This window comes from Micromonospora sp. NBC_00860, from assembly GCF_045207375.1.
In the GTDB taxonomy this organism is placed as follows: Bacteria; Actinomycetota; Actinomycetes; order Mycobacteriales; family Micromonosporaceae; genus Micromonospora; species Micromonospora vinacea.
This window is the reverse complement of the sequence record NZ_CP108825.1, coordinates 6,458,050-6,470,105: the sequence shown is the minus strand read 5'-3', so window position 1 is coordinate 6,470,105 and position 12,056 is coordinate 6,458,050. Positions and strand designations below refer to the sequence as shown.

General features: G+C 72.5%; 12 protein-coding genes. 4 read left to right on the top strand and 8 right to left on the bottom strand.

The genetic code is table 11. The features are described from left to right. Nucleotides 1-64 precede the first annotated feature (64 nt). A complete protein-coding gene (locus OH804_RS29835) occupies nucleotides 65-805 on the top strand; it encodes a class I SAM-dependent methyltransferase (RefSeq protein WP_196920091.1) in 741 nt (246 codons plus the stop codon). Between the two features lie 35 nt (nucleotides 806-840). Here OH804_RS29835 and OH804_RS29830 read toward each other — a convergent pair whose 3' ends face one another. The 8 genes from OH804_RS29830 to OH804_RS29795 form a co-directional block, all read right to left on the bottom strand. Continuing rightward, complete coding sequence (locus tag OH804_RS29830) at nucleotides 841-1,599, bottom strand: type III pantothenate kinase (RefSeq protein WP_091403191.1); 759 nt, start codon at nucleotides 1,597-1,599, stop codon at nucleotides 841-843. Nucleotides 1,600-1,616: 17 nt separating this feature from the next. Continuing rightward, nucleotides 1,617-2,513, bottom strand: coding sequence for a carboxylating nicotinate-nucleotide diphosphorylase (nadC, locus tag OH804_RS29825; protein WP_196920092.1), 897 nt, complete (start codon nucleotides 2,511-2,513; stop codon nucleotides 1,617-1,619). A 56-nt stretch (nucleotides 2,514-2,569) separates the two neighbouring features. Next, nucleotides 2,570-4,264, bottom strand: coding sequence for an L-aspartate oxidase (locus OH804_RS29820; protein WP_406060928.1), 1,695 nt, complete (start codon nucleotides 4,262-4,264; stop codon nucleotides 2,570-2,572). A gap of 108 nt (nucleotides 4,265-4,372) precedes the next feature. After that, on the bottom strand, nucleotides 4,373-5,269 hold the full coding sequence (locus OH804_RS29815; protein WP_406060926.1) for a septum formation family protein: 897 nt from the start codon (nucleotides 5,267-5,269) through the stop codon (nucleotides 4,373-4,375). 96 nt (nucleotides 5,270-5,365) lie between these two features. Next, nucleotides 5,366-5,794, bottom strand: coding sequence for an aspartate 1-decarboxylase (gene panD / locus OH804_RS29810; RefSeq protein WP_030327945.1), 429 nt, complete (start codon nucleotides 5,792-5,794; stop codon nucleotides 5,366-5,368). Nucleotides 5,795-5,838: 44 nt separating this feature from the next. Then, nucleotides 5,839-6,687 carry a pantoate--beta-alanine ligase gene (gene panC, locus OH804_RS29805; protein WP_406060924.1) on the bottom strand — a complete coding sequence of 283 codons (849 nt, stop codon included), beginning with the start codon at nucleotides 6,685-6,687 and terminating at the stop codon, nucleotides 5,839-5,841. 114 nt (nucleotides 6,688-6,801) lie between these two features. Further along, a complete protein-coding gene (locus OH804_RS29800; protein WP_406060922.1) occupies nucleotides 6,802-7,776 on the bottom strand; it encodes a Rossmann-like and DUF2520 domain-containing protein in 975 nt (324 codons plus the stop codon). Nucleotides 7,777-7,903: 127 nt separating this feature from the next. Further along, a complete protein-coding gene (locus OH804_RS29795; RefSeq protein ID WP_406060921.1) occupies nucleotides 7,904-8,473 on the bottom strand; it encodes a TetR family transcriptional regulator in 570 nt (189 codons plus the stop codon). 118 nt (nucleotides 8,474-8,591) lie between these two features. Here OH804_RS29795 and OH804_RS29790 point away from each other — a divergent pair, with 118 nt between their 5' ends. The 3 genes from OH804_RS29790 (at nucleotide 8,592) to OH804_RS29780 (ending at nucleotide 12,042) form a co-directional block, all read left to right on the top strand. Next, nucleotides 8,592-9,503 carry an SDR family oxidoreductase gene (locus tag OH804_RS29790; protein ID WP_406060919.1) on the top strand — a complete coding sequence of 304 codons (912 nt, stop codon included), beginning with the start codon at nucleotides 8,592-8,594 and terminating at the stop codon, nucleotides 9,501-9,503. Nucleotides 9,504-9,568: 65 nt separating this feature from the next. Then, complete coding sequence (locus OH804_RS29785) at nucleotides 9,569-10,858, top strand: SAM-dependent methyltransferase (protein ID WP_406060917.1); 1,290 nt, start codon at nucleotides 9,569-9,571, stop codon at nucleotides 10,856-10,858. Next, nucleotides 10,855-12,042 (top strand): NADH-quinone oxidoreductase subunit D, encoded by a 1,188-nt coding sequence (locus tag OH804_RS29780; RefSeq protein ID WP_406060915.1) that lies wholly within the window; start codon nucleotides 10,855-10,857, stop codon nucleotides 12,040-12,042. The genes OH804_RS29785 and OH804_RS29780 overlap by 4 nt, the downstream gene beginning before the upstream one ends. Nucleotides 12,043-12,056: the final 14 nt, after the last annotated feature.

Below are 12,056 nucleotides of genomic sequence, written 5' to 3'. Positions count from 1 at the left end.
TACAGGGGTCAGGCCCGAGCGTACTCAAGCGGTCCGGAGGCCGTTACGGGATAACCTGCCCGTCATGGTCGATCACACTCACGCCCTGTCGTTCGGTGCCGCCGCGAGTAATTACGACCGGTTTCGACCACGTTATCCCGAGGTTGCGGTCCGGTGGGCACTCGACGGGCTGAGCGAAGCCCGGGTGGTCGACCTCGCGGCCGGCACCGGCATCCTGACCCGGGCCGTCCTCGCCCTGGGTCACGAGGTCGTACCGGTGGAGCCCGATCCGGGGATGCGGACGCAGCTCGCCGCCAGCACCCCGGGCACGACGGCGCTGGCGGGCAGCGCCGAGGCAGTGCCCCTACCCGACTCGACGGTGGACGCGGTGCTGGTCGGGACGGCGTACCACTGGTTCGACCGGGAGCTCGCGCACGCCGAGATCGCCCGGGTGCTCCGCGCCGGCGGCACCTTCGCCCCGGTGTGGAACATCCGGGACGACAGCGTCGACTGGGTGGCCGAGCTGGGTCGCATCGCCCACTTCGGGGACAGGTCGACCCTCCAGCTCATCGGCGAGCACCCGGACTTCGGCCCCGCGTTCGACACCGTCGAGCAGCGCGAGTTCACGCACCGCACCACGCTCACGCCGGACGAGCTGCTCGGCATGGTCCGCACCCGCTCGTACTGGCTCACCGCCACCACAGAGGATCAACAGCGGGTCGAGCGGGAGCTGACCGAACTCCTGACCACCCACCCCGCCCTGGCTGGCCGGGACACCATCGAGCTGCCGTACCGGACGCTGGTGCTGCGCGCCCGGCGGCGCTGACGCCAGCACGAAGGGCGGCCCGACGGCGGCCGGGTTCACAGGTTGCGGTCGTAGACCATCCGCAGGCCGATCAGCGTGATCATCGGCTCGTGGTGGGTGATGCTGCGGCACTCGTTGATCACCAGGGAGGCGAGGCCGCCGGTGGCGATCACCGCCCGCACCTCGCCAAGCTCCTCGGTCATCCGCTCGACGATCCGGTCCACCTGACCGGCGAAGCCGAAGTACAGGCCGGCCTGGAGGCACTCCACGGTGTTCTTGCCGATCACCGAACGGGGCTTGGTGGCCTCGACCTTGCGCAGCTGCGCGGCACGGGCGGCCAGCGCGTCGAAGGAGATCTCGATGCCCGGGGCGAACGCGCCACCGAGGAACTCACCACGCTCGCTGATCACATCGAAGTTGGTGGTGGTGCCGAAGTCCACAACGATCGACGGCCCGCCGTAGAGGGTGTACGCGGCCAGGGTGTTCACCACCCGGTCGGCGCCGACCTCCTTCGGGTTGTCGATCGCCAACTGCACCCCGGTCCGCACCCCCGGCTCGACCACGACGCTCGGCAGGTCGGCGTAGTAACGGCTGAGCATGGTGCGCAGCGACCGCAGCGCGGCCGGCACCGTGGAGCAGGCGGCGACACCGGTGATCTCGACGTTGTCCCCGGCGAGCAGGCCCCGGAACATCAGGCCCAGCTCGTCCGCCGTCGAACGGGCATCGGTCTTGATCCGCCAGGAGTGCACCAGCTTGTCGCCGTCGAAGGTCGCCAGCACGGTGTTGGTGTTTCCGATGTCGATGCAGAGCAGCACGCACGCAGCCTAGACAACTACTCGGTGCGCAGGTCCAGCGCGATGTCCAGGATCGGCGACGAGTGGGTCAACGCGCCCACCGAGAGGAAGTCCACGCCGGTGGCCGCGTACCGGCCGGCCACCTCCAGGGTCAGCCCACCGGTCGCCTCCAGCTCCGCCCGGTCACCCACAGCGGTCACCGCCTCGGCCAGCACCTCCGGCGTCATGTTGTCGCAGAGCAGGAAGTTCGCCCCGGCCTCCACCGCCTCCACCGCCTCGTCGACTCCTGTCACCTCGACCTGCACCGGCACCTCCGGGAACGCCTCCCGGACCCGCCGGTAGGCCGCCGTGATGCTCCCGGCCGCCAGCTTGTGGTTGTCCTTGATCATGGCCACGTCGTAGAGGCCCATCCGCTTGTTGGTGCCACCACCGGCCCGCACCGCGTACTTCTCCAGCGCCCGCAGGCCCGGCGTCGTCTTGCGGGTGTCCAGCACCATGGCCTTCGTGCCGGCCAGCGCGTCCGCCCAGGCGCGGGTGTGGGTGGCCACCCCGGACATCCGGCAGAGCAGGTTGAGCGCCGTCCGCTCGGCCGTCAGCAGCAACCGGGTCGGGCCGGTCACCGTCGCCAGCACGTCACCGCGGGCCACCCGCTCGCCGTCGCGGGCCAGCACCGACACCTCGACGGTACGGCCGAAGCCCGTCACCTCGCCCACCAGCTCGAACACGGCGGCGGCCACCGCCATCCCGGCCACCACCCCGTCCGCGCGGGCCACCAGGTCGGCGGTGTCGGTCTGCTCCGCCGGAATGGTGGCCACGCTGGTGACGTCGAGGAAATCCGGGCCCAGATCCTCGACCAGCGCACCCTCGATCACCTGCCGCACCAACGCCGGGTCCAGCCCAGCCGCCCGCAACGCCGCCTGCGTCGACTCCGTCATCGTCGCCTCCTTCGTTCCCGACTGCGGGGCTCGCAAGATCGGCTCACTCCTCGCGCTCACTGGATCCCCTCCCACTGTTGCGTCACCCGGCCCTGCGCCCGTACCGCACCGACCAGATGGCCCAGCCACCGCTCGTCGGCCGTCGGGAAGTCCTCCCGCCAGTGGCAGCCCCGGGTCTCACCACGGGCGTACGCGGCGGCGACAAGCGTCGACGCCACGGTGAGCAGGTTCGTCGCCTCCCAGTCGGCGGTCCGCGGTCGGCCCCGTGCCACGCCCAGCTCGGTCAACGTCGCGGCCGTCCCGGCCAGCGTCGCCGCGGACCGGAGCACCCCGGCGCCCCGGGTCATCGCCCGTTGCAGGGTCGGCGTCACCTCGGCGGGCAGCACCCAGCCCGTACCGCCACGCCAGGCGCCGGTGTCCGCCGGCTGGGCCTGCTCGGGCAGGCCTGCGGCGATGTCCTCGGCGATCCGCCGGGAGAAGACAAGACCCTCCAGCAACGAGTTGCTGGCCAGCCGGTTCGCGCCGTGCACGCCCGTGCAGGCCACCTCGCCGCAGGCGTACAGGCCGGGGATGGAGGTGCGGCCGCGCAGATCGGTGCGGACCCCGCCGGAGGCGTAGTGGGCGGCCGGCGCCACCGGGATCAGGTCGGTCGCCGGGTCCACGCCGATCGCCAGGCAGGACGCCACGATGGTGGGGAACCGACCGGCCAGGAAGTCGCCGCCCAGGTGCCGGGCGTCGAGGAAGACGTGGTCCGCGCCGGTGGCCAGCAGCACCCGGTGGATGCCCTTGGCCACCACGTCCCGGGGCGCCAGCTCGGCCAACTCGTGCTGGCCCACCATGAACCGCTTGCCGTCGGAGTCCACCAGGTACGCGCCCTCGCCGCGCAGCGCCTCCGACACCAGCGGCTGCTGCGCGTGCCCGGCGCCGGGCACCCCCGCGCCGGGCGGGGTGATCAGGGCGGTCGGGTGGAACTGGACGAACTCCACGTCGGTCACCGCAGCGCCGGCCCGCAACGCCAGCGCCACCCCGTCGCCGGTGGAGACCGCCGGGTTGGTGGTGGCCGAGAAGATCTGCCCCATCCCGCCGGTGGCGAGCACCACCGCACGGGCCAGCAGCGCGCCGACGCCGTCCTCGCTGCCCTCACCCAGCACGTGCAGGGTGATCCCGCAGGCCGGGCCGAGCCCGTCCGGGCCGTCACCGGGGGCGCGCAGCAGGTCCAGTACGAGGGCGTGCTCGACCAGCCGGATCCACGGGTCGCGTTGCACAGCGGCGTGCAGGGCCCGCTGCACCTCGGCACCTGTGGCGTCCCCGCCAGCGTGCACGATCCGGTCCGCCCGGTGCCCGCCCTCGCGGGTCAGCATCAGCGAGCCGTCCGCGTGACGATCGAACTCGGCGCCGATCCGGATCAGCTCACGGAGCCGGGTCGGGCCCTCCTCGACCAGCACCCGGACCGCCGCCGGGTCGCACAGCCCCACCCCGGCGACCTCGGTGTCCCGGGCATGCGCCGCCGGGGTGTCGGCCGGGTCGAGGACGGCGGCGATGCCGCCCTGCGCCCACCGGGTCGAGCCGTCGTCAATGTTGACCTTGGTAACCACCGTGACGTGCAGGCCCGCCTCCCGCAGGTGCAGCGCCGCGGTCAACCCGGCCACGCCGGAACCCACAACGATCACGTCGGTGGTCTCCACCCAGCCGGGCGCGGGCGCGGCCAGCAGCGCGGGCAGGGCAGGCAGGTCGACGGTCGGGAGGTCCATCCCCCCAGTCAACCCGAACCATCCTCGCCCGGGGCGGCGGGGGCGGGACGAGTGTTTTGGGCGACCCCGTCCGGCGCGCGCCGCGCCGCGCCGACCGTCAGGCAGTGGTCACTTCGTCCGGACCGGTAGACCAGCCGGGCCCGCGCCCTTCAGCGAGGCCGCCACCGTACGGTGGCTGAGCCACAGATAGCAGCGGACGCCCCGGTCACCGACCTTCCAGCGCCCCGCGCCAGGCGGCCGGACCACCACCCCGCTGCGGACGCGCAGCTCGGTGTCGTCCGGGACGCCCACGTACCGGGCGAGGACGCTGCGACAACCCGTGTAGAGCGGCAACCAGTCGGCGTCCCGGCTCGGGTACGCCCGGTCCGGTGCGCGCCACACCCCGACGAACTCGGCGTCGTGCTGTTTGCCGCACTCCACCGGGGTCAGCGTCTGCACGCCCCGGCCGTCACCGGTGCGGGTCTGCTGGCAGCCGAGGCGCAGCCCGGTGGACCCCTTCAACGCGTCCCGCAGGCTGCCCGACCGGACCACGACGGTGGCCGCCGCCTCGACCGTGGTCAACTCGGTGAGGTCGCAGCGGAACCACCGGGAACCCGCCGCCCAGCCCGGCCCGTTGGGCAGCGCCACGGACAGGCGCAGCCGGCCCGCCCGCCAGTCGTCACCCACGTAGCCGGTCGCCCGGGTGTCGCACTCGGCGAACGCGCCCCGCAACTCCGGCGAACCACCCGCCGGTGCGGTCGTCCGCTCGGCCGGGAACGCCCCGACATGCACCGTCTCCAGTCGGTGCGGCCCGGCGCAGTCCACCGGCTCGTAGCTGGCCAGGCTGACCAGATCGGTGAAGTCGGTGGCGTGACACACACCGGCGGCTGGGGTGAACGCCGACGGTGCCGGCAGCGCCGCCCAGTCGTCGGTCAGATCACCATCCAGGCCGCCGGACCCGACACAGCCCACCAGCAGCGCCGCCGTGGCAACAGCGGCGAACAGGGTCGTCATGGCACGGCGCATCGCGGCCTCCCCCAGCCACCGACCGGCTTCCGCCAGCGTGCCCAGGGTAACCGGAAATGACCTTCTGGTGACAGACCGGAATCGTGGTACGCGGGATCAGACTCCGGACACGGCCAGCGGGCTGGGCACCGGGTTCCCGGCCGTGCCGGGCGCCGCCGCAGCCGGGTCGGCACCCAACTCGATGACCCGGTTGTCGGCGTCGACGTGCACCACCCGTGGCCGGTAGGACCGGGCCTCGGCGTCGTCCATCTGCCCGTACGAGATCAGGATGACCAGGTCACCGGGGTGCACCAGGTGTGCGGCGGCGCCGTTGATGCCGATCACGCCGCTGCCCCGCTCGCCCGGGATCACGTACGTCTCCAGGCGGGCGCCATTGGTGATGTCCACGATCGCCACCTGCTCGCCGGGGAGCAGGTCGGCGGCGTCGAGCAGATCCTCGTCCACAGTCACCGAACCGACGTAGTGCAGGTCGGCCTGGGTCACAGTGGCCCGGTGGATCTTCGACTTGAGCATGGTCCGCAACATCGGGGTGGCCTTTCGCGGGATTGGTGGAGGGAGGTGCGGCCGGGTCAGGGGCGCGGGGCGAGGTGGATCGCCGCGTTGTCGATCAACCGGGTGATGCCCACCCAGGCGGCGATGACCAGCCGGGCCGGCCCGGACACCGGCCCCGGTTCCAACTCGGGATCGGTGAGCACCAGGTAGTCGAGGCGGGCACCGGGCGTACCGGCGCCGAACGCGGCGTGCGCGGCGGTCAGCACCGCCCCCGCGTCCAGGCCGTCGTCGGCGGCCCGCGCACCGGCCCGCAGCGCGGCGGACAGGCTCAGCGCGGCCGCCCGCTCCGGCTCGCTCAGGTAACGGTTGCGGCTGGAGAGGGCCAGCCCGTCCGGCTCCCGGACGGTCGGCACGCCGACCACCTCGACCGGCACGTCCAGGTCGCGGGCCATCCGCCGGACCAGGGTGAGCTGCTGGTAGTCCTTCTCGCCGAAGAACGCCAGGTCCGGCCGGGTGAGCTGGAGCAGCTTCAGCACCACTGTGAGTACGCCGTGGAAGAAGCCGGGGCGGCTCGCCCCCTCCAGCTCAGCGCCGAGCGGACCCGGATCGAGGCGTACGCGGGGCTGCCCGTCCGGGTACATGTCCGCCACCGACGGGGCGAAGACCAGATCCGCGCCCGCCCGCCGGCACACCTCCAGGTCGGCGTCGAGGGTGCGCGGGTAGCGGTCGAAGTCCTCGTTCGGCCCGAACTGCAACGGGTTCACGAAGATCGTCACCAGCACGTGGTCGGCCTGTTCCCGGGCCGCGCGCAGCAACGTCTCGTGCCCGGAGTGCAGGGCGCCCATGGTCATCACCACCCCGACCGTGCCCTTCAGCCCGGTCCGAGCCTCGGCCAACTCCGCGCGCGTGTGCACCACCTGGGTCACAGCGACACCTCGGTTCGCGACTGCGGCGCTCGCAAGATCGGCTCACTCCTCACGCTCACAGCGACACCTCGGTTCGCGACTGCGGGGCTCGCAAGATCGGCTCACTCCTCACGCTCACGCAGCCACCTCCCGACCGCTGTCGGCCAGCACGCCGAGCAGCGACTGTGCGTCCACCGGCCGCAGCCGGCCGGCGGCGATCGCCCGGTCGGCGGTACGACGGGCCAGCGCCAGGTACGCGGGGACGGACTCCGGTGCGGTGGCCGCCAACCGGGCCAGGTGCCGCTGCACGGTGCCCGCGTCGCCACGGGAGACCGGGCCGGTCAACGCGTCGTCGCCGAGCCGCAACGCGTTCTCCAGGGCGGCCCGCAGCAGCGGGGCGAGCACCTTCTCCGGCCGGGACACCCCGGCGTCCCGCAACCGGTCGGTCGCCTCGTTGACCAGGGTCACCAGGTGGTTAGCGCCGTGGGCCAGCGCGGCGTGGTAGAGCGGGCGATCCGACTCGGCCACCCACTCGGGCACGCCACCGAGGTCGGCGACCAGCCGGGCAGCCAGCGGGCGCAACTCCGCCGGTGCGGTCACCCCGTACGAGATGCCGTCCAGCCGGGCCAGGTCGTCCGGCGTACCGGTGAAGGTCATCGCGGGGTGCAGGGCGAGCGGCCGGGCGCCGGCCGCGACGGCCGGCCCCAGCACGGCCAGGCCGTGCGCTCCGGAGGTGTGCGCGACGATCTGGCCCGGATGCAGCGCGCCCCGCTCCGCGAGGTCGGTCACCAAACCGGCCAGGGTGTCGTCCGGCACGGCGATCAGCAGCAGGTCGGCGGCGGCGTGGGCCACGGCGGCGACCGGGCGGCGGGGCACCTCGGGGAGGAGCAGGGCGAGGCGGGCGCGGCTGGCGCCGGAGCTGCCGGAGACGGCGACCACCCGGTGCCCGGCGGCGGCGAGCGCGGCACCGAGCACGGTGCCGACCCGACCGGCGCCAACGACACCGACGGTGAGCAGACGGGAGGTGGCGCGGGCGCCGGGAACGGCGCGATCCCACGAGGCGGCGGGCCCGTGCGGGGCGGCCGGACGCGGGCGCAACGGTGCGCTCATGACGACGATCCAGTCCTCGAGAAGGGGTACCGGTCGATCGCAAGTATGCGCCCGGCCCGCCGAACCGGGACAAGCATGTGTGAAAACCTTCACCACCGACGAGACGGCTCGTCAGGGTCGCCCGCGGTCAGGGCGTCGGGGCCGACGTGATGGTGCGCAACTCGGCGGCCACCTCCGCGATCAGGTCGCTGAGCGGAGCGTCGCTGTCGGGCGCGACCCAGCGGGCGTACGCGACCCGGAAGACAGTGACACCGGACTCGGTGGCCAGGGTGGCCGTGGTCTCATCGAGGCCGCGGGCCCGCAGGGCGGCGGTGACGGCGGCCGCCAGTGAGCCCGTCTTGCGCAGTTCGCGCTCCTGTAGTTCCGGGCTGCTCTCGATGATGACCTGCCGCGCCCGGACCAGCTCGAGACGATCCGCGAAGAGTTCCTCCGCCACCCGGCGGAAGGCGGCGACGACCGCCTCGAAGGGACCTGCGTCGGATTCGGTCACCGCCCGGACCAGGACCTCCTCCACGCGCCCGCTGCCGCTGAAGAGCGCCTCACGCTTGTCCCCGAAGAGCCGGTAGAAGGTGCGTTTGTCGAGGCCGGCACGGGCGGCGATGTCGGCGACGGTGGTCTGTTCGAAGCCGCGCTCGCGGAACAACTCGAAGGCGGCCGCCTCCAGGCGGCCGCGCGCGTCCGGTTGCCAGCGGGCCATGCGGCGATGGTATCCGACGTCACACTGCGACATTAATTCCGTCTGCATGTCGCAGTGTGACATCGCGCGAGGTACGGTGATGTCGCAAGGTGACATTGGCACTCACGAAGGAACCACAATGCGCGTATTCGTCACGGGCGCGTCCGGCCATCTCGGCTCCGCAGTCGTCCCGGAACTGCTCTCCGCCGGGCACGAGGTCGTCGGCCTCGCCCGCTCCGACACGTCCGCCGCCGCCATCGAGAAGCTCGGCGCCCAGGCACACCGCGGGGACCTGTCCGACCTCGACGTACTTCGGGAAGAGGCGGCCGCCGCCGACGGAGTGATCCATCTGGCGTTCCGCCACGACCTCATGGTCGACGGCGACCTGGCCGGCGCCGCCAAGGTTGACCTGGACGCCCTCACCGCACTCGCCGACGGCCTGGCCGGCTCCGGCAAGCCGCTGGTCGGCACCGGCGGGACGGCCATGCTCGCGATGGGCGGCATCGTCGGTCGCCCCGGCACCGAACGCGACACCTTCCCGGGCGGCGGCTACCGGATCGACGCGGAGAACCTCGTGGCCGGCCTCGCCTCCCGCGGTGTGCGCTCCTCCGTCGTCCGGCTCGCGCCCACTGTGCACAGCTCACTCGACCGCTACGGCTTCATCACCGCCATCATCGCCGCGGCCCGGTGGAAGGGGTACGCCGCCTACGTCGGCGAAGGCACCAACCGGTGGCCGGCCGTCCACACGCTCGACGCCGCCGAGCTCTACCGACTCGCCCTCGAAAAGGCCCCCGCCGGTACGCGTCTGCACGGCGCCGCCGACGAAGGCGTCCCCTTCCGGCAGATCGCGGCAGCCATCGGCGACAACCTCGGCATCCCGGTCCGGAGCATCAGCCCCGCCGAGGCCGACGACCACTTCGGCTTCCTCGGGTCGTTCGTACAGATGGACAACCCGACGTCGTCGGCCATCACCCGCGAACTGCTGGGCTGGATCCCGGCCCACCCCGGCCTGATCGCCGACCTGCACGAAGGGCACTACTTCCGGGCCTGAAACACGAACGGCGGCCCTGACCGTAGGGTCGGCACGGTGACACCTCCTGAACCCGGAGTGGGCTGATGTCGATCCTGTGGCGGGACGCGATGAGCCGGGCCCTCTACGGGCCGGACGGCTTCTTCGTCGCCGGCACCGGGCCGGCCGACCACTTCCGCACCAGCGTGCACGCCTCCCCAGCCTTCGCCACCGCGCTCCTGCGCCTGATCTCAGACGTGGACTCGACCCTCGGCCACCCTGACCGGTTCGACGTGGTCGACGTCGGGGCTGGGCGTGGGGAGTTGCTCCGCGCCCTGCTGGCGTCCGTCGGGGTCGAGGTGAGGGTTTCCGGGGAGCCCGCCCGCTCCGGGCGGTCAGGCTTGATCCCTCCGCGGGCGGGCTCCCCGGAAACCCTGACTCCCACGGCCTCCGTCCGTTCCTTGCGGGATGAGCCGTCGTCCGGCACGGTCGGACCGTCGCTCGCGGACCGTGTGCGCTTCACAGCCGTCGAGTACGCCGACCGCCCCGAGAACCTGCCCGAAGAGATCAACTGGACAGCCGAGATCCCCACCGAGATCACCGGAGTGCTGCTCGCCACCGAGTGGCTGGACAACGTCCCGCTGGACGTGGCGGTGCACACCGAAGACGGCTGGCGATACCTGCTGGTCGACCCCGACACCGGCGCCGAATCAGTCGGTGAGCCGGTCAGCCCCGATGATCACGACTGGCTCACCACCTGGTGGCCCAGCCCCGAAGCCTCGCCAAGTACGGACGGCGCCCCGAGCCGGGGGGTGACCTGGTCCGACGCGACAAGCGAAGGCGAGTCGGGTTTCGGGGCAGCCCGGCCGGCGGAGGGATCAAGCCTGACCGCCCGGAGCCGGCCGGGCTGCCCCGAAACCCCCCACAGCGACCACACACGAGCCGAGATCGGCCGGACCAGGGACGAAGCCTGGGCACAAGCGGTGGGGAAGATCAGCCAAGGCCTCGCGGTAGCAGTCGACTACGGGCACCTGAGGGAGGCACGACCGGTCGACGGGACGTTGACCGGGTACCGGGGTGGTCGGCAGGTCCCTCCGGTGCCCGACGGGTCGAGTGACGTGACCGCGCACGTGGCCATGGACTCGGTCGCCTCCGCCGGCGCGGCGGTCGCCCGGTGCGCGTACTCCCTGGTCCTGCAGCGGGAGGCGCTGCGGGCGCTCGGGGCCGACGGCGGCCGACCGCCGCTCAGCCTGGCCGGCACCGACCCGGTCGGCTACGTGCGGGCGCTGGCCGCCGCGTCGGCGGTGGCCGAACTGACCGACCCGGCCGGGCTCGGCGGGCACTGGTGGTTGCGCCAGCCGGTCGGCATCCCGCTCGGGCCGGCCGTGGCACGATGACGGGCATGACCACCGACGCCGGGGACCTCCGTGAACTGACCGTCGGCACCGGGGCCGGGCTGATCGCCGGCACCGGTGATCAGCAGCTCGGCACCGACATGGTGCTGAACATCGGCCCCCAGCACCCCTCCACCCACGGTGTGCTGCGGTTGAAGCTGGTGCTCGACGGTGAGCGGGTGGTCGCCTGCGAACCGATCGTCGGTTACATGCACCGGGGCGCGGAGAAACTCTTCGAGGTACGCGACTACCGGCAGATCATCGTGCTGGCGAACCGGCACGACTGGCTCTCGGCGTTCTCCAACGAGCTGGGTGTGGTGCTCGCTGTGGAACGCCTGATGGGCATGGAGGTGCCGGAGCGGGCCACCTGGCTGCGGATGGCCCTCGCGGAGCTGAACCGGGTGCTCAACCACCTGATGTTCCTCGGCTCGTACCCGTTGGAGATCGGGGCGATCACGCCGATCTTCTACGCCTTCCGGGAACGCGAGACCATCCAGGCGGTGATGGAGGAGGTCTCCGGCGGCCGGATCCACTACATGTTCAACAGGGTGGGTGGCCTCAAGGAGGAGGTGCCGTACGGGTGGACCGGGCGGGCCCGCGCTGCCATCGGCGAGGTACGCCGGCGACTGCCCGACCTGGACCACCTGATCCGGCGTAACGACATCTTCCTGGCCCGCACCGTCGGCGTGGGCGTGCTCTCCGCCGCGGACGCCGCCGCGTTCGGCGCGTCCGGGCCGGTGGCCCGGGCGTCCGGGCTCGACCTGGACCTGCGCCGCGACGACCCCTACCTGGCCTACGACGAGCTGGACGTGCCGGTGGTCACCAAGACCGCAGGCGACTGCCACGCCCGTTTCGAGGTGCTGCTCGACCAGGTGTACGCGTCGCTGGACCTTGCCGAGCAGTGCCTCGACCGGGTGGACCAGCTGACCGGGCCGATCAACACCCGGCTGCCGAAGGTGTTGAAGGCGCCGGAGGGGCACACGTACGCCTGGACGGAGAACCCGCTCGGCATCAACGGCTACTACCTGGTGTCGCGGGGCGAGAAGACGCCGTGGCGGTTGAAGCTGCGCACCGCCTCGTACGCGAACGTGCAGGCGTTGGCCACCCTGCTCCCCGGCTGCCTGGTCCCGGATCTGATCGCGATCCTCGGCTCGATGTTCTTCGTGGTCGGCGACATCGACAAGTGACCCGGGTCGCCTGA

Coding starts and splice junctions, on each gene's coding strand:
- OH804_RS29835 (WP_196920091.1), top strand. CDS start 65: ATGGTCGATCACACTCACGCCCTGTCGTTCGGTGCCGCCGCGAGTAAT.
- nadC (WP_196920092.1), bottom strand. CDS start 2,513: ATGACGGAGTCGACGCAGGCGGCGTTGCGGGCGGCTGGGCTGGACCCG.
- OH804_RS29820 (WP_406060928.1), bottom strand. CDS start 4,264: ATGGACCTCCCGACCGTCGACCTGCCTGCCCTGCCCGCGCTGCTGGCC.
- OH804_RS29815 (WP_406060926.1), bottom strand. CDS start 5,269: ATGCGCCGTGCCATGACGACCCTGTTCGCCGCTGTTGCCACGGCGGCG.
- panD (WP_030327945.1), bottom strand. CDS start 5,794: ATGTTGCGGACCATGCTCAAGTCGAAGATCCACCGGGCCACTGTGACC.
- OH804_RS29800 (WP_406060922.1), bottom strand. CDS start 7,776: ATGAGCGCACCGTTGCGCCCGCGTCCGGCCGCCCCGCACGGGCCCGCC.
- OH804_RS29795 (WP_406060921.1), bottom strand. CDS start 8,473: ATGGCCCGCTGGCAACCGGACGCGCGCGGCCGCCTGGAGGCGGCCGCC.
- OH804_RS29790 (WP_406060919.1), top strand. CDS start 8,592: ATGCGCGTATTCGTCACGGGCGCGTCCGGCCATCTCGGCTCCGCAGTC.
- OH804_RS29785 (WP_406060917.1), top strand. CDS start 9,569: ATGTCGATCCTGTGGCGGGACGCGATGAGCCGGGCCCTCTACGGGCCG.
- OH804_RS29780 (WP_406060915.1), top strand. CDS start 10,855: ATGACGGGCATGACCACCGACGCCGGGGACCTCCGTGAACTGACCGTC.